This is a genomic window from Salegentibacter sp. BLCTC (assembly GCF_015143665.1).
Lineage (GTDB): Bacteria > Bacteroidota > Bacteroidia > Flavobacteriales > Flavobacteriaceae > Salegentibacter > Salegentibacter maritimus.
In genome coordinates, this window is the sequence record NZ_WYEW01000008.1 from 216838 (window position 1) to 236475 (window position 19638).

Annotated in this window: 18 protein-coding genes and 2 tRNA genes; 14 read left to right on the forward strand and 6 right to left on the reverse strand. The window is 34.6% G+C overall.

Translation table 11 applies throughout. The features are described 5' to 3' along the window. Window positions 1-29: 29 nt before the first annotated feature. Window positions 30-791, reverse strand: a complete 762-nt coding sequence (locus tag GUB10_RS11930; RefSeq protein WP_193711683.1) for a sterol desaturase family protein — start codon at window positions 789-791, stop codon at window positions 30-32. 99 nt (window positions 792-890) lie between these two features. Further along, the gene (locus GUB10_RS11935; protein ID WP_193711684.1) at window positions 891-1559 is read right to left on the reverse strand and encodes an FAD-binding oxidoreductase; all 669 of its coding nucleotides are present in this window, start codon (window positions 1557-1559) and stop codon (window positions 891-893) included. A gap of 205 nt (window positions 1560-1764) precedes the next feature. Here GUB10_RS11935 and GUB10_RS11940 point away from each other — a divergent pair, with 205 nt between their 5' ends. The 14 genes from GUB10_RS11940 (at window position 1765) to GUB10_RS12000 (ending at window position 14263) form a co-directional block, all read left to right on the forward strand. Then, window positions 1765-3522, forward strand: coding sequence for a mechanosensitive ion channel family protein (locus tag GUB10_RS11940; RefSeq protein WP_193711685.1), 1758 nt, complete (start codon window positions 1765-1767; stop codon window positions 3520-3522). An 88-nt stretch (window positions 3523-3610) separates the two neighbouring features. Further along, window positions 3611-4585, forward strand: coding sequence for a YihY/virulence factor BrkB family protein (locus GUB10_RS11945; RefSeq protein WP_193711686.1), 975 nt, complete (start codon window positions 3611-3613; stop codon window positions 4583-4585). Between the two features lie 844 nt (window positions 4586-5429). Next, entirely contained in the window at window positions 5430-5693 is a 264-nt protein-coding gene (locus GUB10_RS11950) for a helix-turn-helix domain-containing protein (RefSeq protein ID WP_193711687.1), read from the forward strand. A gap of 5 nt (window positions 5694-5698) precedes the next feature. Then, window positions 5699-6961, forward strand: a complete 1263-nt coding sequence (locus GUB10_RS11955; RefSeq protein ID WP_193711688.1) for a type II toxin-antitoxin system HipA family toxin — start codon at window positions 5699-5701, stop codon at window positions 6959-6961. Window positions 6962-7185: 224 nt separating this feature from the next. Next, window positions 7186-8475, forward strand: coding sequence for a hypothetical protein (locus GUB10_RS11960; RefSeq protein ID WP_193711689.1), 1290 nt, complete (start codon window positions 7186-7188; stop codon window positions 8473-8475). A gap of 422 nt (window positions 8476-8897) precedes the next feature. Next, on the forward strand, window positions 8898-10211 hold the full coding sequence (locus tag GUB10_RS11965) for a tyrosine-type recombinase/integrase (protein ID WP_193711690.1): 1314 nt from the start codon (window positions 8898-8900) through the stop codon (window positions 10209-10211). Window positions 10212-10222: 11 nt separating this feature from the next. Next, on the forward strand, window positions 10223-10480 hold the full coding sequence (locus GUB10_RS11970; protein ID WP_193711691.1) for a hypothetical protein: 258 nt from the start codon (window positions 10223-10225) through the stop codon (window positions 10478-10480). Between the two features lie 18 nt (window positions 10481-10498). Then, window positions 10499-10633 (forward strand): hypothetical protein, encoded by a 135-nt coding sequence (locus tag GUB10_RS16065; RefSeq protein ID WP_255528005.1) that lies wholly within the window; start codon window positions 10499-10501, stop codon window positions 10631-10633. Continuing rightward, on the forward strand, window positions 10614-10754 hold the full coding sequence (locus GUB10_RS11975) for a hypothetical protein (RefSeq protein WP_193711692.1): 141 nt from the start codon (window positions 10614-10616) through the stop codon (window positions 10752-10754). Before GUB10_RS16065 ends, GUB10_RS11975 begins: the two co-directional genes overlap by 20 nt. A gap of 75 nt (window positions 10755-10829) precedes the next feature. Continuing rightward, window positions 10830-11552: a hypothetical protein gene (locus tag GUB10_RS11980; RefSeq protein WP_193711693.1), complete on the forward strand. Its 723-nt coding sequence runs from the start codon at window positions 10830-10832 to the stop codon at window positions 11550-11552. Between the two features lie 78 nt (window positions 11553-11630). Then, on the forward strand, window positions 11631-11903 hold the full coding sequence (locus tag GUB10_RS11985) for a helix-turn-helix domain-containing protein (RefSeq protein WP_193711694.1): 273 nt from the start codon (window positions 11631-11633) through the stop codon (window positions 11901-11903). Between the two features lie 12 nt (window positions 11904-11915). Further along, a complete protein-coding gene (locus GUB10_RS11990) occupies window positions 11916-12296 on the forward strand; it encodes a hypothetical protein (RefSeq protein WP_193711695.1) in 381 nt (126 codons plus the stop codon). Window positions 12297-12399: 103 nt separating this feature from the next. Continuing rightward, entirely contained in the window at window positions 12400-13614 is a 1215-nt protein-coding gene (locus tag GUB10_RS11995) for a hypothetical protein (protein ID WP_193711696.1), read from the forward strand. Between the two features lie 157 nt (window positions 13615-13771). Then, window positions 13772-14263 carry a hypothetical protein gene (locus GUB10_RS12000; RefSeq protein ID WP_227740381.1) on the forward strand — a complete coding sequence of 164 codons (492 nt, stop codon included), beginning with the start codon at window positions 13772-13774 and terminating at the stop codon, window positions 14261-14263. A gap of 256 nt (window positions 14264-14519) precedes the next feature. Here the strand turns inward: GUB10_RS12000 and GUB10_RS12005 are convergent, their stop codons facing one another. The 4 genes from GUB10_RS12005 to mutS all read right to left on the reverse strand — a co-directional run bounded on the left by GUB10_RS12005 (window position 14520) and on the right by mutS (window position 19553). Further along, window positions 14520-15689 (reverse strand): SGNH/GDSL hydrolase family protein, encoded by a 1170-nt coding sequence (locus GUB10_RS12005; RefSeq protein ID WP_193711697.1) that lies wholly within the window; start codon window positions 15687-15689, stop codon window positions 14520-14522. A gap of 859 nt (window positions 15690-16548) precedes the next feature. Further along, a tRNA-Leu gene (locus GUB10_RS12010) sits at window positions 16549-16633 on the reverse strand. Window positions 16634-16650: 17 nt separating this feature from the next. After that, window positions 16651-16723 (reverse strand) — tRNA-Gly (locus GUB10_RS12015). Window positions 16724-16961: 238 nt separating this feature from the next. After that, complete coding sequence (gene mutS, locus GUB10_RS12020; RefSeq protein ID WP_193711714.1) at window positions 16962-19553, reverse strand: DNA mismatch repair protein MutS; 2592 nt, start codon at window positions 19551-19553, stop codon at window positions 16962-16964. Window positions 19554-19638: the final 85 nt, after the last annotated feature.

Consider the following 19638-nt stretch of genomic DNA (forward strand, 5'->3'; position numbering starts at 1 on the left):
TCTATAAAATTTTTCAAAATGGGCTTTCCTTACTCAGAGGAAGCCTCAGACTTGCTTTCGGTTTGCATCCATCTATCCCAAAAAGTGAAGTAAAGTCCGAAATTGGTCTTAAACTCGGCGTGATGAAAATGATGATGGGTAGCCCCAATAAACAATTTACCGAAGCAGGTTTTCCTAAAAAATTTTGGATAGATTTCAATATCTAAATGATTTATTACACTACTAAATGTCATAAAGATTAGATAGAGACTAATAACAATTGGATGTACGGGTATCAGAAGTAACAACAGCGGGACTATTATGGCTTCTAATAGAGACTCCCAGGGGTGAAATGAAAAAGCCGTCCAGGGACTGGGCACCAGGCTATCGTGATGTACTTTATGAATTTTTCTAAAAACACCGGGCTTATGCATCCAACGGTGTATCCAGTAATAATAAGTTTCGTGCAGTAGAGAAAGCAAAATAAAACTTACCGGTAAATACCAAAGCCCATATTTTTCGAGGTCTAAGTAAATGGCAGTAAAGCCCTTTTGCCAAAGAAAATAGGTTACCGCACCAAAAAAACCGAAAATTACAGAAGACCACATGCTCCAGTAGATCTCGCTTTTTAACTGCCCTTTTCTAAAGCCACGTTTACTTAACCTTTTTGCACTAAACTTTTTATTTTTCAGCTTAAAGTAATACCAATAAAAAATCCCTGCAGCGACCAGATACCTGAGAAAAACCGCAGCAAAAAAGATGAGTACACATACAAGAAACAACCCCGGATTATTAATTTCAAAAAATATCATATTCCATTTAAAATATTATAGATAACATATTCCTCAATTAACCCTACCCGGTAAGCAAAACCTCTCTTAGTAATAATTTTACTTGAAGGATGCTTTTTTTTACTGATCGTCTAAGGTTACTGACTCTGGATTCGCACCTAATTTTTCTAAAAGTTCGCCTACCTCTTCTGTCATTTTCGGCGGCCCACATACATAAAATTTTTCATCAAAATTATCTATATGTTTTTTTAAGAAGTCTTCATCTATATAAGCTTTGGTAAAATGAGTATCTTTTTGGTCGGTAATCACATAAGTTACATTTTTCCCCAGCATAGTATCCAATTCTTCTTTTAGAATAATGTCTTTATCGGTTTTATTAGAATAAAATAAAGTTATTCCGTCTAGCTTATTTTTTTCTTTAAGCTCGCGCAGCATCGCTATATATGGAGTTATTCCTGCTCCCCCGGCAATAATATATCCCGGCCCTTTATATTCTATGGCACCCCAGGTATCGCGAACAATTAATTCGTCTCCCGGTTTTAATTTACCTAATTGTTCAGTCACCCCATCATGATCTGGATAAATCTTAATTGTAAATTCCAAATAATCGTCTTCGTTTAAGCTGGTAAAGGTAAACGGCCTTTTTTCATCCTTCCACTCTTGCTTATTTATAGAAACTTCGGTGGCGTGACCGGGGGTAAACGTATAACCAGCAGGCTTTTCTACTATAAATTGTTTAACATCATGAGTTACAAGCTTCACTTCTTTAATCTTTACTATTTTTTCCATTTTTCATTATTTTAGTCTCTATTCTATAATTTACAGGTTTAAAAAAGCTGTTTCAAGAACTTTAACCTTCTTTAAAGATTTTACGATCAAGTTTTAAGGAAGATTTATAAGTCTGAATTCTAGAAATACGTTAGAACTGAAGCCAGAAAACTAAGCGATAAAAACAATTGCTTATCTTCGGCATAAGTTTGAAAACTGCCAACTCATGAAGTCAATAACCCGCGTACATCAGATTTTTATTATTTGTTTCTTGCTGTTTTCAAGCATAGATATCCAGGCGCAATTCTCATTATCTAAAACACAAAATGAAGAGCAGGAAGCAAAGGAAACCCCTAAAGACCCCCTTGGTAGAAGAACGCCAAGAGGAGCGGTAAATGGTTTTATAGATGCGATGGCCGAGCTAAACTATAACAAAGCAGCTAAATACTTAAATTTTCCGGCGGGTATTTCTACCGAAAAAGAGAAAGAGCGAGTTATTAGGATTTTACAAGGTTTGTTTGACCAAAAAGGAAACATACAGTCTTATTACATAATTAGCAATGAAGAAAGTGGCAAATTAGATGATGATATAGATGCAAATTTGGATCAAATTGGTAGTGTAAAGGTTAATGGTGAGACCATACCTATTTTTTTAGAAAAATATGATGATGAATCCGGCCATCCCATATGGCTTTTTTCCTCTAAAACTACCAGGGCTATTAGCTCGCTTAACCTGGAAAACCCTACATATATAGATGAAATAATGCCCGGTGTTTTAAAAAAGCACCTATGGGGCGGGGTTCCGGCCGGCCAATGGATAATTGCTGTAATACTTATTGCCATAAGCTATTTAATTTCGCGACTAATAGTTTCTGTCATTATATTTCTACTAAAGAAAATATGGAAAAAAGCAAGACATTCGCCAATTTCAGGAATCATTACTGCGCTGAAACTACCTGTAAAACTTTATATGGCGGTATGGATATTTGTATCTATTTCAAGAAACCTTGAACTTTCATTTATTCTACGGCAGAAATTTAGTGCCATTACCATAACCATAGGGATTGCTGCTATTCTTATCCTTTTATGGAGATTATCTGATTTTATTGGAAAGATAACTCAGGAAAAAATGCTTTTACGCGGAAACCCTGCCGGGGTTTCTATAGTCCTATTTTTACAACGTGCAGCTAAAATAGCTATTGTAGCTTTTGGAATTATAGCAATTCTGGGGGCTATAGGTGTAGATGTAACCACCGGCCTCGCAGCATTGGGAATTGGTGGTATAGCACTGGCCCTTGGTGCACAAAAAACTATAGAAAACTTTGTAGGAAGTGTAACTTTAATAGCCGATAGGCCCATTAGAGTAGGTGATTTTTGTAAAGTGGGAGAAATTACCGGAACTATTGAAAAAATTGGGATTAGGTCTACACGAATTCGAACCCTGGATCGTACACTTATCACCATTCCCAATGGAGCTTTCTCATCAGACACCATAGAGAATTATGCCTATCGAGATAAATTTAGATTCGCAAGCATTCTAAATTTCAGGTATGAAACCTCATCAGACCAATTGCGTTTTTTACTTACCGAATTACGAAAAACACTCTATTCACATCCAAAAGTTTATGAAGATCCGGCCAGGATTCGCTTTATAGGTTTTGGCGCACACTCTTTAGATATTGAAGTTTTTGCTTATTTAGAAGCACGCAGTTATGAAGAATTTCTGGAAATACGCGAAGACCTTATGCTTAGAATGATGGAAGTTGTAGACCGCAGCGGTACCGATTTTGCTTTCCCTTCACAAACTATTTATTTCGGAAAAGATCCCGGGCTTTCTAAAGAAAAGTCGGCCAGAGCCGAAGCTGAAGTTGAAAACTGGAGAAAAGAGCGCGAAATGCCGATACCGGAATTTACCAGGGAGCAAATTGATGCTCTTAGAAACCAATCAAGCTATCCGCCGAAAGGCTCCAGCACCGGAATTTAAAAGCAAAATCAATAAGCGAAATAAAGATTCCCTTTTTCAAAAAATATTAGGCTTACTTAAATAGAGGTAAAAACCCAGTATGTATAAAATGAGTAAAAACAGAAATAATTACCGGGGCGAAGAAGCTAAATGGCCACACCAAATCCCGTTATCGGGCTGGATAGACATTGGGAAACGTGTATTTCGAGAAATGAAATTAGACCATATACAAATAATTTCAGCCGGGGTTGCCTTTTATTTCTTTCTTGCAATTTTCCCCACTATTGTAGCTGCTATTTCCATCTATAGCCTGGTTTTAGAACCTTCGCAAATTGAAGAACAGATTTCATACCTAAACCTTATTTTACCCGACCAGTCTTTTAATATGCTAACCGATTTCCTGGATCCTGTTTTAGAACGTTCTAAAAAAGAAATTGGTTGGGGGTTATTTATTAGTATTCTTATAAGTATTTGGAGTGCCAATAAAGGAACAAGTGCACTTTTGCAAGGTATTAATATTGCTTACGATGAAATTGATGGCCGGGGAATTATCATGAAAAATCTGCTAAGCCTGTTGTTTACCCTGGGAGGTTTAGTAATAGGACTCATTAGTTTATTAATTGTGATTTTCTTCCCGTTACTCATAAAAAACCTGGGTTTAACACCACAATTAGAAAACATGTTCAACTGGTTACGTTGGGTATTTTTGGGACTTATTTTAATTTTTAATTTAAGTATGCTCTATAAAATTGCTCCATACAGAACAAATCCAAGATTTAGTTGGGTAAGCTGGGGTGCGGTAATTGGCTCCCTGATTTGGCTGGCCGGCTCTATTTTATTTTCGTGGTATGTAGCCAATTTTGGAAGTTATGATGATCTCTACGGAAGTTTTGCTGCCGTAGCAATATTAATGTTGTGGTTATTTTTAACCGCTTTTATTGTATTAATGGGTGCTGAGATAAATTCAGAAATGGAACATCAAACCCGCCACGACACTACCATAGGAATGGAAAAACCAATGGGCGAAAGAAATGCCTGGCACGCCGATCATTGTGCGGTTCAAGATCCTGATGAGGATTGTTAAAAATCAAATAAGAGAAGATTGGCTGGCAGGAGTATTTTTTTGCTGCAGGCTGAAAAAATCATAATTTAAAATAACTGGATTCTAATGGAAATGAGAAAGCAGAATTAACCGTATTATCAATTCCTTTAAAGATTATGGCCTACCTACTCCTAAAATAGAAGAAAAGAATGATTTTATAAATATCGAAATCGTTCGCAAAAAGGAAACTCCAGTCAATCAATCGACCGATTACGGACGATTACGAACGATTAAGTCCTGAAAAAAATTCTTCTTTATCTTTTAGATCACAAAACTATAAACAGAAGTACTGCCTCTCCATTAATCAAGGCTAAGTCAAGTAAAATTTCAGAGGTTTTAGCTGAATTGGTAAATGAAGATAAGTTAATAATTCGAAGAGGTAAAGGCCCGGGCACCTATTATACGCTTAAAAAAGATAACAATTGATGGCAAATATGATATCTGAATCAGATACCAGAGCGAACTTTATTGATCCCAAATTGGCTCACAGCCCATATTTTTTCCCATTTTGATTAACAAAGGATTGACAATTTGCAGCATTGGTATTTACAGAACTGGATATTCTCAGAAGACCATACGAGGTACAGGTGGCCTATTATCTAAATCGAATAACGCCCTATGCAGTTTTTACTTTATATTTAACTTCCTGTACGTTATAAAAACAGCATAGATCCCGGCGAAAGTTAGGGTAGATATGGGGCAGGAATTAAACTACCTCGGGGTATTACAGCCTTTGGCGGCACCAATGAAGTTTAATCACAATTTAGGTTTATTTTAATCCACAAAACTTACTTTTTAGTTATATTTGTTTATTATAACATACATAATGATAGAATTAATCACTATAAAACAAACTAAAGAGGAACTTGGTAAATGGTGTAAAGTTCAGAGGGACCGTTTTGGATTGACCCAACAAGAATTAGCAGATAAATTAGGTATTTCTCGCTATACCATTCAAAAAATTGAAAATGGTAAAAATTCAACCATTGATACCATTTTAAAAATCGCTCATCATTTTGATGATCTAAGCAAGTTTTATAGTGGCTTAAAATCCTACAACGACCAAAATACTACTAGCTCTTTATATTAATCATTATGGCTAAAAATACTATTCTAAATGTAAAGCTTTTTGATAGGGAGATAGGAAAGTTAGGTTACGATTTAGATCAGCAAAAAAGTTTCTTTCAGTATAATCCAAAATTTTTAGAAACAAATCAATTACAAAATATTTTTCCGTATATCATTAAACGAATAAAACCAGTTCAGGTATTCTCCGAATATGAAGGAAATACTTTTAAAGGTTTACCTCCAGCCATAGCAGATTCCCTTCCAGATATGTTTGGAAATATCATCTTTAAGGAATGGTTTGAAGCTAATAACAAAGATAAAACTAAACTCACCCCACTGGAGCAGTTAACCTATGTAGCTAATCGTGGTATGGGTGCTCTGGAATATGAACCGGCACAAAATATTCCCAAAACTTCAGCAATTGACCTTGAACAAATAATTGAAGTATTAAAAAAAGTAATTGATCAGAAAGAAGAGACTTCAGAAAAGAATTTTGATAACCTGGCTTTACTAAATATTTTCAAAATGGGCACCTCTGCCGGTGGTGCCAGACCAAAACTTTTAATTTCAAAAAACATTGAAACAGGAGAGATTATTCCTGGAGATATTGTTTCCTCTAAAGATTACAAGCATTATCTGGTAAAGCTCTCTTTAAACGAAGGTAATTACAATAAAGAAGTTATAGAATATGCTTACTACAAGATGGCTACCGCTGCAGGAATAATAATGATGCCTTCTAAATTAATTAACAACAAACATTTTACTACGCTGAGATATGATAGGCAAAATGGAACAAAACAACACGTTTTAACCGCTAGCGGACTGACCGGATGGGACTTTCAAAAACCAGAAAACTCCAGCTATGAAAATCTTTTCAAATTAGCACTGGATCTAAAAGTACCCTACAATGAGATACAGGAACTTTACAAACGAATGATTTTTAATCTGGTTTTTGCCAATATTGATGATCACCTAAAAAATCATTCTTTTATATATGATAAGAATTCTGACAAATGGAACCTCGCTCCTACCTATGACCTCACCTACCCATTAAACGTAGATTTTAATTATCATAAAGTGAGTCGTGCGCTGTCTATTAATAATAAACGGGATAACATCCAGTTAAAGGATTTACTTGGATTAGCAGAAGAATTTTCAGTAAAAAACCCTAGAGGGATTATTGAAAAAGTTCAGGAGCAGATTTCTGAATGGCCGCGAATTACCGAAGAGTTAAATATTCCTGCTTACGTAGTAGAAAAAATTTCCAAAGATTTCAAAACCTTTATTTAACCACGGGTTTCCCCCTATTTTTTTATAGGAAATCATAATTATTTTTAGTAATTATGTTAATCTTATTTAGGCTACCCTACTTTCCTAATAATAAAATCAACATTGAAACTTTATTTGCAGATTAAAAAATAAAAATCCCACAGAGTACGCAGGATTTAAGTTTCTTCGGCTTAAGGAGACGGATAGGCTTATGAAATAAATAGATAATATTGAAATTTGCGAAAATGGAGATCGAAAAATTTGATACTCAATTTGCTTCTCTTGCCGGGAAGGATATCTATATCCAAAATGCTGAAAGCGGCAGAAGAGGGTATACTTGTATTGGATGCGAACGACCATTGGAAGCTGTTAGAAGACGGAAAAATCCTGATCACAAATCCTATTTTAGACATATAGTTGATTCAAAAGAAAAAGATAATTTCAAATGTGATTTTAATGTTAGAAGATATCTAGAAAGGCTTGTTGAAAAAATTATAATAAAACAAGGATCTATATTAGTTCCTCCGGTAATCAAATATCCGGATTCTGGTTCTTTTGAACCTCCCTTATTACTTCAGGAGGCAAAAAATATTACCTCGAAAATAATTAAAGCACAACAAACTTTTTTTATAGATGAAAATGGAAAAATACAGTCTGGAGCTAAAGCAGGAGCTCAAAAAAAGAACTACTACATAAGACCAGATTTAACCTTCTATGACCATAATGGCGATCCTAAATTATTTATTGAGATTGTTTTTGCCCACCCAATAGATGATGAGAAAAAATCGAAATTAATCCATATTAGTATAGATACCATTAGGATCGATCTACCAGTCGTAGATAGGGAGAAATTAAAAGAGCTTATTGAACTAGGTCAAAACACTAATTGGGTTTTTAATAATGAAGAATTCTACACCGACTACTTATCAATTACCAATACAGGTAGAAAAAAACTACACTCACTTGCAGAAAAGCAAAGAGAGTTTCAGCAAGAATCTTTCAATTGCCGAGCAGGAAGAATTCGAGAGCTTATACGAACAATTAAACAATGTTTGGAATCAGATACATTTAAAGAAATTGAAAACCAGCTTAGATCAGAAGTTGAAAGAGTTGGAAGACTTGCAGAATCAGCAAAATCAGGATTGGCAAGAATGGAAAAGGAAGAAAAAAGAGGTTTATATTCAGAATTTGAACGAGAGGAAAAAAAACTTGCAGAATCTGAGTCAAGAGAACAAGCAGCTTCAGCAGAACTTAAATGCAGATATTTTGTCCTGGAAGAAAGATATTCTCGAAAGGCAGAAGAACTTGGAGAAGAGGAGTCTGCAATTCGAAGAAGGGAGCGAGATGTATTTGGAGCTGAAAACCCTTTTGAAAGCTTACCAAGACGTACAGCTGGATTGGAGAATGATATCCAGCGAATCAAAAACCAAGGAAAAGTCCAAGAAGGACAAACGATCCAGGTTGGCCCAGAAGAAAGAGGAATTGATGAACAACTGGAGGAATTTAATCGAATTGAAACCAGACTTGGACTATAGACAGCGTATTATACTTTATGACGAAATGAGGAATAGTGAATTTTGCCGGCGGCACGGTATATTGTACAAATACAATCAGATCTAAAAATAATATTTAAGTTTCCACTCTTATAAATACAATCACATCCGGTTGCCCTAAACGTAGCCCCATAAAACAAAAAAGCCTTGAAAATCAGTCGATTAACAAGGCTTTAAGTACTCGGGACGGGAGAGGAAACCCTATATTTAGAGCATTTCGGGAACTACTAAAAAACCTCAACAACCTACCGTATTTATTACAAATATCAATATTATCAATGCTTTATAAGTTCTTAAACAAATTGAATGAAATAGAATAGTTACTAAAATTCCTTTGTCAAGTCTTTGTCAAGTTGACAAATTAGAGTAATTTAGTATTGTTCAAATGTTCAATACTTCAAATTATGGCAACCGTTAATTTTAGAATACGCAGTAAGGCAAATAAACCCGTCTCAATATTTATATACGTTTCTTTAGAGGAAGGCAATGTAATTTCTACGCCTTCAGGCTTCACAGTACACCCAAAAGACTGGAGCAAGGCCACAAAACGACCCAAACAAAATTCAGTTCCCAATAAAAAAACCTTCAGCAAATTGAACAGGTTGCAGGAGTTTGTATATAATGCTGTTAATGATGCACAGGCAGCCGGGCAATTAATTGATGTTAATTGGTTAAAGGAAAATATTGATAAATGTTTTAGCCGGGTTAAAAAAACAGATCAAAGCCTTTTAACTAATCACATACAGTACATAATTGATAATGCTAACACCCGAAAAATTAAAGGCAGTAACAAAATAGGACTTTCAGAGCGCAGGGTTACAGGTTACAAGAGTTTTAAAAAGACTATTGAAGATTATCAAAAAGTAATTAAAAGCAAAATCCATTTCCAAGATATAAACAAGGCCTTTATTGACCGTTTTACAAACTGGCTATTTAATACAAAAAACTATTCCACTAATTACGCAGGCAAAATATTAGACAATCTTAAAACCGTTTGTTTAGATGCTGAAAAACTGGATATAAAAATTAATGATTACGCGCACAAAATAGAAGGTTTTAAAGAGCAAAATGAGGATAGGTATATACAAACCCTATCATTTGAAGAATTGAACCAAATAAGCACCGCAAAACTGGAAACCCCGGCACAGGATAACGCGCGTAAATGGTTGTTAATTGGTTGCGAGATAGGACAAAGAGCAAGCGATCTCTTAAGGTTAACCCCGGACGATTTACGGTATAAAAACAACCGTTTATATATTGATATTGAACAAAAGAAAACAGGAAAATTTATAACGGTTGGGGTTGTTAACACGCACGTTAAAAATATTGTTGAAAATGATTTTCCCTATAAAATATCACAGCAAAAATTAAATAAGCATATTAAAGATGTTTGCAAACTTGCCAAAATTGAGGATGAGGTACAAGGCAAAAAATATGATGCAAAAACCAAACGCAAAAAATTAGACTTCTACCCAAAATACGAGTTAATCACTTCACACTCTTTTAGAAGATCATTTGCAACTAATTATTATAAGAAAATACCAACCCCGGTTTTAATTGGTATTACCGGCCACTCTAAAGAAAGTTTGTTCCTGGAGTATATAAACAAGCGCGAAGATAAAGACCTCAACGCAGACTTATTTATGCAGTTTTACGAAACTATAAAGGATGACAGAGAGCCGGAAATGAAGGTAATTAAAAACGCGTCTAATCAATAAATTTAATAAATATGGAATACGTTTTACTAACTGGAATTATAGTCTTTGCTATTTTAATTTACGCGATCTATTCCAGGTCGCAACACAACAAAAAAGTAGACTTAGATTTTGAACAAATTGAAAGCAACGAAGAAAAAATGATACTTCTACAAAAACAGGCCAATAAGCATTTAAAGGGAATAGATACTACTTTAGATTGGTTTTTCTGGCTTCTAATTATCGGAATAGTTTTAACCGTTCTATCCTATTTTTTTGGAGCAATTGTATAATAGAAAATAAATAGTATTATGAATTCAACTTTAGACAAGATTAAAACCTATCTAGAACACCGCGAAACCTACTCTTTTAAAGAAAGAAAAATTATAAGAACTCAGTTAAGAAACGAATTAAAAAACCAGGATAATGAAAAATTCAATAAATAATTACTTAGAAAATAAAGTAAAAGAGCAAAACCACATTATAGCCAATTTAAAGGCCGAAAGATTAGCAAAAGGACTTCCGGTAACTTTTACACCTGAACAGATTAAAGAACGCTTAAAATAATCTTACAAACGCCCTTTGCGAACTGGCAAGGGGTTTTTTATATCTTAGTAACGGCAACGCAAAATATTTGTTCAAATGATTCTTACAGATACCCAAATAAAACAAAATTTAGCAGTCTACAAGGCCTGCGATTACCCAAAATTTATAAGTAACTATGAAATTGTTTTTGCAGAATATTGTGAGAACTATACGGAAATACCTTCCACACCCTTTCTAACTACAGATGAGGATATTTTAAATAATATTGAATACCCCGTAACCAATTATGCAGATTTAGAGATTAATTTTATTAAAGACCTAAATGCATATAGGGTTAAGAGACTGGATATTATGATGAGATATTTTGATCACTTAGAAAAAACTAAGAAATACCCCAAAAAATTATTTTATAGTCAAGTCCATAAAGAAATTACAAATGCTAAATTGAAATATCATTTTTTATCCAAGAAATTGTATTTATTAGATAGTTCAATTAAACTGCAACATTCTTTAGACCACCTTGAAAGCAAAGAAGATTTAGATTTAAGCAATACCAAGGGCACGGAAAAAATTATTTACTTACAACAACTAGGAATTTTAGACCATTTAAAAGAAAAAGAACCTTTTAGAAATTCTACTAATTCTTTAGCAATGGTAATTAGCGCAATTACTGGAATACCGCAAAAAACCGCACAATCTTATCTTAATCCTATTTCTAATCCTGAAGTAGATCAAAAAAACAACCCTCTAAATTCAATTAAGAAAGTTGATACAATTCAACAAACTCTTATAAAGTTAGGCTTCACACCACAGAAATAAACCTACTTAATACGTTTTAGGGAAAACCTAAATTTAACCTAACTTCTATTTGTTGCATAACCATTAAAAGAAAGAGTTATGCAACAAGTACAATTTATTCAGACCACCCCGGAGCAACTACAAGAAGCAATATTACAAGGGGTTAAAAGTCAATTAGAAGAACTTAAAAAGCAATACCAACCCAAAGAGCCGGAAGAATATCTTTCACGCGCTGAGGTCGCCAAATTGCTTAAAGTTGATATTTCAACAATTCACAATTGGGGCAAGGCCGGTAAACTCAAAAGGCACGGTTTAGGCAACCGGGTATATTACAAACGTTCGGAAGTAGAACAGGCAATTCAAGAACTGTAAAACCCCGGAAAAATGGCAACGATACCAACCCCAACAATACACACCTTTACAGAAATTAACCCCGGCAAGTATGCAAGTGTTAAGCATTACGAATTAGACCAGGTTAAAAACGGAAATTCTTTATTATCCGATAAAATCAACATTCAAAAAGACCGAAAATTTGCCAGGTCAATGCCCGATTATTGGCTAAAGAAAAGAGAGGGCAACAAATGGAGTAGACCAATAACAGGTTTATTTAAAACCGCGAAAGAGAATATTTATAAAGGCGATAGCAATTATAAAAAACACCTCATCATTTTAAAACTTGCAGAAGATGAGAGCCAGGCAACGGTTTACTATTTCCAAAACTTCTATACAGCCGATTTAAGGCACATTTTACCACTCATAAAGTAATTCACACCAAAAACAAAAAGAGGGGCGCATAACCCCTCTTTAAGTGTTCAAATGTTCGGGAATACGGCAACGCATACCCAATACCCCAAATATAAGAAATTAATTGATTGACTTTGTTAAATACGATCTTTTAGGAATAAACCCCAACACACTGGAGCAAAACAGCCTATTAGATTTTCATTACAAAGTAAACAGCAAAACGGGCGAACTGGGAAAATATAAAAATGCTTATTTCAGAGGTTTAGAATTTAGAGTTTACGAATCTACAACCGCGCACCCGGAACAACGTATAACGGTTGAAGGTAGTTTGCATAAATACTGGAATAAAGGCGCACACAATTTTAACGATTTTGGAATAGTTGAGGTAAAAGAGGTTTTAACCGACCTTAAAAACAAGTTTTTTATTGAGCCGAAATACTGCGTTTTAAGACAGTTGGAAATTGGAGTTAATATAAAACCACCTTCAAAGACTAAAACCATTCTAAAACATTGCCTAATACACAAAACAGACCGTTTTAAATGGATAGATACCAAAGATGAGGGAAACTATATCCAGGCAAAGCACCAAAGGCATATTTTAAAAATCTACGATAAGAAAACCCACTATAAAAACAAGGGGTTTAAAATTCAAGATGAGGTTTTAAGAATTGAATTGAAATATTTGAAAATGCACGAACTAAAACAAAAGGGAATCAAAACCCTTGATGATCTTATAAACTTTGGTTTAATAAACTTCAAACCCGAACTTTTAAAGCAATGGCAAAATGTTATTTTTTACGATTTTAAAGCCTTAAAAGGCACTAAATACGAGCATCAATACAGCAACCCCAATTATTGGGAAAACCTCAATTATGAAAGCCTAAAATATCACAGAAACAACCTCAACAGATTAATAGAAACCAACCCGGAAAACATTAAATTTAAAATAGCAGAATTGGTAAAGGAAAAAGCAGATTTTCTAAACACCGAAACTACCGAAATTAACCCTTTAAGTATACGGTTAAAAACGGTAGTTAGCACCTCTATAAAATCAGACCCAAATAGACAGTTTTGCAAGGTTACTGGGTTAAATATTTCTATGCAGAAAAAGGATAGTTTTTTACTCTCTCACACCGGGTTAAAATATTACTATAAAACAGATAAGAAAGTATTTAATGAGGTTAAAAGAAAGCAACTTTCGAGACTTTGGAAAAATGCAGATCATAAAACCCAAATAATAGAGATTGCCCACAATATTCGAAACAGTTATAACAACCAAAAATTAAAACAAGAACGACTTTACAACCCTTCGCAAAAGACATTATTTGAAATTAATTGATTGCCTTAACATTACTCAAATTCCCTAATGATTTAGGTTTAAATAAACTCTACACTATGCCAAAATTCTCAACATTTCCATATTTAATAGATGAGGAAAAACATATAAGTACTCAAAACCTCAATAAATGGGGTTACTTCAAAGTAAATACTAAAAAATGGGGTACAATTACTTGGAGTACGAACGGAAAAAAACCAGCAGTATAAGTATTGAATCACAGATAAAAGAAAATGAATTAAGCACCATACGTTTAATTTATACCTGTAACCAAATAGACTATAATTACACCGTAGCCCTGAAATGGTTACCCTCTAATATTGGCAATGGCAAAATATGGTATTTCATTTGTCCATTTACTCAAAAAAGATGCAGGAAACTCCATTTAATGAACGGTAGATTTATGCACCGTTCTAAATTACCCGGGGCGATGTACTCTAAACAGATCCAAAGTAAAAAATGGAGACAAATAGAAAAGATTTACGGCTGTTATTTTGATCAAGAAAAGTATTACGAACAGATTTACAGCAAACATTTTAGAAAATACTACAATGGCAAACCAACTAAAAAATATAAAAGGTTACTCAAAGAAATAAAGAAAGCAGAACGTTTTACAGTCAGGGATATTGAAGAACTTTTTTTAATGAAATAGGTTTAACAGTGAAGAAACTGCGAAGAACTGACAAAAAACACACTATGGAGTCACTAAGGGTTATTCAGGAAATAAATTGATAACAAATGTTAACATCTAAAAAAGATAATTGTAAGATTTTTTCAACCTTTAGCCGGAATAGACAAATTAGACACCCTAAAAACTTGATTAATCAAACATTCTTTCAGATTGTCTTTACACGATAAAAAAGAGTTTTCGGAAACCATAAAAAAGGCAATACTCTGCACTAAAATATTCAATTCAATATCTTAGTTATTTCCTTTCCTATTTTATCTGCAATTCTCTGCATCCCTAAATCATTTAGATGTGTTCCATCTACTGTTCCTTCGTGGTCATATCCTATCAGGCCTTCACTTGACAAATAGTATAAGCCAACAATGCCTTTTTTAAGTGCTTTTTCATAAGATTCTCGTAATTCATTATTCTGTGCCTCAATGTATTTCAAACCACCAAATATTGACTTGTCTGTTTTTTGAAAATATGAATATTCTCTTATTATACTTTCTACAAGTAATATTGGAGTATTTGGCTTACAAGTTTTGATTTGCATTATTAATTCAAGGGCGTTTTTCTTAATGACTTCAGGCGAAGAATTTGGAGTGCAATCTATTACATACATTTCTGCATCAATTTCGCATAATGCAAGCCCAACAGACTTTTCAAATTTTCCATTTCCACTAAACCCTAAGTTTATTGTTTCAATATTTAAATTTCTACTTATTATTGAGGGATATGCTAAACCCGGTCGTGAAGCACTTCCTCCCTGTGTTATTGAAGTGCCATAAAACACTATTGGATTATCTGTTTTGAAATTATTACCACTCTTGGATATTTTAAACCCGTCCTTAATTCCAATTTCAATATTTTCAATGCCATCATATAATGGTAAATTAATCATAAAATCTTTTGTGATAGTATCCATATCGGATATAAGAAGTTGTTCATTTATTTGCCTAGTTGGAATACCAGACATAACATATTGCCATTTGTTATCTACTGAGCAATATAGGTCTAAACCACTTACACCGATTCTGTTCATATTGGAATTATCTGAGAAATTTGATAGTTCCCATTTAACTGAAATATCCGGTGAATTAGTTTTGAATCTAATAGATATACCAGAAGAGTTTTTACTTAAACTCCAAACTTTTGGTCTAACTATTTTTTTATAATATAAGGGTAAACGTGAAAAACTTTCTTCACTATGATATTTTCCATTTATATTGAATTTTAATCCTTTAAAATACTGGAGGTCAGAAGTAGCATTATTGATTTGGTAATCTGAAATGAAATTACTTGCTAATTTCCTGCTCTCTATATAAATTGTATTCCCATAGAAACCTAAAATTATTAAATTTAATACTAAGCTTAAACTCAAAAATATATTTCTAATTTTTCTGTTCACTTCGTAAATGCTTGTTATTCGAGGTACAACTTGAAAACTGAGTTGTTAATTAGTGGCAAGTAGGTAGTTTGAAGTAGGGAAAAAGCCTTCCTGCATTTCGAATGGCAAGATAAAGGCTATTGTTCAATAATAATTACGGGAAACCGTAATAGGAATCAGTGTTTCAGGCTATAAATGAAAAAACAAATAATATGAAATACATTTTTTTGTTTATGAATTTATCTATATCCCACTCTGTTCACGCGTAAGAAAACAAAACTTCAGGGTTACCTGTTATGAGTTAAGTAACCAACAATTAAAGTAAAACCCGAAGATTCTGCGAGTAGCAGTAAAATTAAGTTTTCTTACATATAAAAAAAGAGTTTTCGGAAACCATAAAAAAGGGGAAGGTATGGTTAGGCATTATCTTGATTAATCAATCTTTTTCAAGATACAACTGTAAAAGTGAATTCTACAAACTCAATTAAAATCATTAATGATCTTTTTTGCTAACTTCCCTAATCTAAAACCTCCCGAAAATGGAAATAGAAAAGAACAAAATTAATTTTGCCCACCAATTAAACAATGTGTATAAAGATTTAACCGATAGAGAACTCTTCGAAAGGCAGACATTTTATCAATTCCAGGTCTCCAAAAATTTGAGTCATATAAAAAGCATATTAGTTTTTTTATTGGTTTTGGTAATATTGAACTTATTGGGAATAATCTGGTTTACTATTCAGAATTCTTAATCCGGTTAGAATTATAAATAAGGGCTGTAATTGTAGTTGCTTTTAATATTCTTTGTCAAATATTTGTCATTAAGGCATAAAAAAACCTGTAAAGCATTGATGAATAGTGCTGTTACAGGTTTTAAAAGTACTCGGGACGGGACTTGAACCCGTACGGCCATAATGGCCATTGGATTTTAAGTCCAACGTGTCTACCAATTCCACCACCCGAGCGTGGTATATTTTATATGAGCGAAAAACGGGATTCGAACCCGCGACCTCCACCTTGGCAAGGTGGCGCTCTACCAACTGAGCTATTTTCGCGTGTTTAAAAGAACTTCCACATTTTTAGTGACTGCAATAGCGTATTGCGGATGCAAATTTAATATAAATCTTATAATGTCAAAGGCTTTTTTAAAAAAATAAAGAAAAACTTAAAGAAAAAATTCCTTCAGTAATTCATAGCCTAAATTGAAAATTTACAACTCATTGTTTACCAATACTTAATACTCTTCCTCACTATTTTTTACTAAAAACCCCACAACCGCCAACAGAAAACCATCTAAGCCTTCTCTTTAGACTTTTCTTTACCTACAAGGGTTCTTTTAATCTCGTTTAACTTCATTAAAGCCTCTACCGGTGTAAGTGTGTCTATATCTATATGTAAAACCTCTTCTTTTAATTCTTGCAGAATAGGATCATCTAGATTAAAAAAACTTAGCTGCATCTCTTCTTCGGCCGATTTCTTTAAAAGCTCCCCTGAGTCTTCCATTTTATGCGACTTTTCCAGCTTTTTTAGAATTTTATTGGCTCGGTGCAATACCTGTTGCGGCATTCCGGCCATTTTGGCCACGTGAATCCCAAAACTATGCTCACTACCTCCAGGTACCAGCTTTCTAAGGAAAAGCACATTGTCTTTTAGTTCTTTTACCGAAACATTAAAATTCTTGATCCGCTCAAAAGTATCGCACATTTCATTGAGTTCATGATAATGCGTTGCGAACAGAGTTTTAGGTTTGGCAGGGTGTTCATGTAAATATTCACTTATAGCCCAGGCAATAGAAATACCATCGTAGGTACTGGTCCCACGGCCAATCTCGTCTAGAAGCACCAAACTCCTGTCTGAAATATTATTCAAGATACTGGCAGTCTCGTTCATTTCTACCATAAAAGTAGACTCGCCCATAGAAATATTATCGCTGGCCCCAACGCGGGTAAAAATCTTATCTACCAGGCCAATATTAGCAGCTTTTGCCGGTACAAAACTTCCCATTTGTGCCATTAATACAATAAGCGCGGTTTGCCTCAATATCGCCGACTTACCACTCATGTTAGGGCCGGTAATCATAATCACCTGCTGGTTTTCCCGATCTAAAACAACATTATTGGTTACATAAGCTTCTCCTATTGGCAATTGCTTTTCAATAACCGGATGCCTGCCTTCCTCAATATTTAGATCGTGATTTTCTTCAATCTCAGGCTTACAATAATTTTCAGCCTTGGCCTGTTCAGCAAAAGAACACAAACAGTCTAATTGCGCAATAAGTTGGGCGTTTTGTTGTACCGGTTGAATATAATCGTTCATCCAAGTTACCAGCTTGCTAAAAAGCTGCTGCTCCAACTGCAGTATCTTCTCCTCTGCCCCTAGAATCTTGGCTTCATATTCCTTTAATTCTTCAGTGATATACCGCTCGGCATTCACCAGGGTTTGTTTTCTAATCCAGTTTTCTGGAACTTTATCTTTATGGGTGTTACGCACTTCAATATAAAACCCATAAACATTATTACTACCTATTTTAAGCGAAGAAATCCCGGTGGTTTCGGTTTCGCGCTTCAGCATATTATCCAGGTAATCTTTACCTGAAAAAGCTATTTTTCGCAATTCATCCAATTCTTCCGAAAAACCTTCGGCTATACAATTTCCTTTTAAAATATTTACCGGCGCATCTTCGTGCAAACTTTCGGTAATTTTGCCCCGAAGCACCTCACAGGCATGCAAATTATCGCCAATTACTTTTATCGCTTCATTTTTGCTTTTTAGGGCTAATTCCTTAATAGGAATAATTGCCTGTAATGAATGATTAAGCTGAAGTACCTCCCGCGGGGTCACTTTTCCCGTAGCAACCTTAGAAATTAACCGCTCCAGGTCGCTTATTTTTTTAATGTTTTGCTGAATCTCTTCCAATACCAAAGGATTTTCAAGTAAAAATCCTACCACTTCATGGCGTTTTTTCACTTTATCGGCATTCTTTAAAGGAAGGGCAAGCCAACGTTTTAACAACCTACCACCCATTGGCGAGATTGTTTTGTCAATAACATCCAACAGGGTTACGGCATTGGCAGCAGTAGAATGGTATAGTTCCAGGTTTCTAATAGTGAAGCGGTCCATCCAAACATATTCCTCTTCGGCAATACGATTTATGGCGGTAATATGCTGCAGTTTGCGATGCTGGGTTTCGGCCAGGTAATGCAAAATAGCCCCCGAGGCAATAATGCCTTCTTCCAGGTGCTCTACCCCAAAACCTTTTAAAGATTTTGTTTGAAAATGCCCGTTTAAGGTCTCGTAAGCAAAATCCTGTTTAAAAATCCAATCTTCGAGGTAGAACGTATGAAAGTCTTCCCCAAAAATTTGCGCAAAATCTTTCTTGTTTTTCTTCGGAATCAAGACCTCACTAGGGCTAAAATTCTGAAGTAATTTATCTATATATTCTGAATTGCCCTGTGCAGTGAGAAACTCGCCGGTGGAAACATCTAAAAACGAAACTCCAAAGATTTTCTTTCCGAAGTGAATGGCACATAAAAAATTATTCGATTTACTCTGAAGCACCTCATCGCTTAAAGCCACACCCGGGGTCACCAACTCGGTCACCCCGCGTTTCACTATTTTCTTGGTCATTTTAGGGTCTTCCAGCTGGTCGCAAATTGCTACCCGCTCCCCGGCCTTTACCAGTTTTGGCAAATAGGTATTTAAAGAATGATGGGGAAACCCGGCCAGCTCGGTGCGCTCGCCACCATTATTCCTATTGGTGCAAATAATATTAAGGATTCTGGCGGCTTTTACCGCATCTTCACCAAAAGTCTCATAGAAATCGCCCACCCTAAATAATAATAAGGCATCTGGATACTTTGCCTTTATAGCATTGTATTGCTTCATCAATGGGGTAACTTTCTGAGGTTTTTTTGCTGCCAAAATGCTTAATTTTAATTTCTTGCTAAAGTACAGAATCCCACTTTTTCAA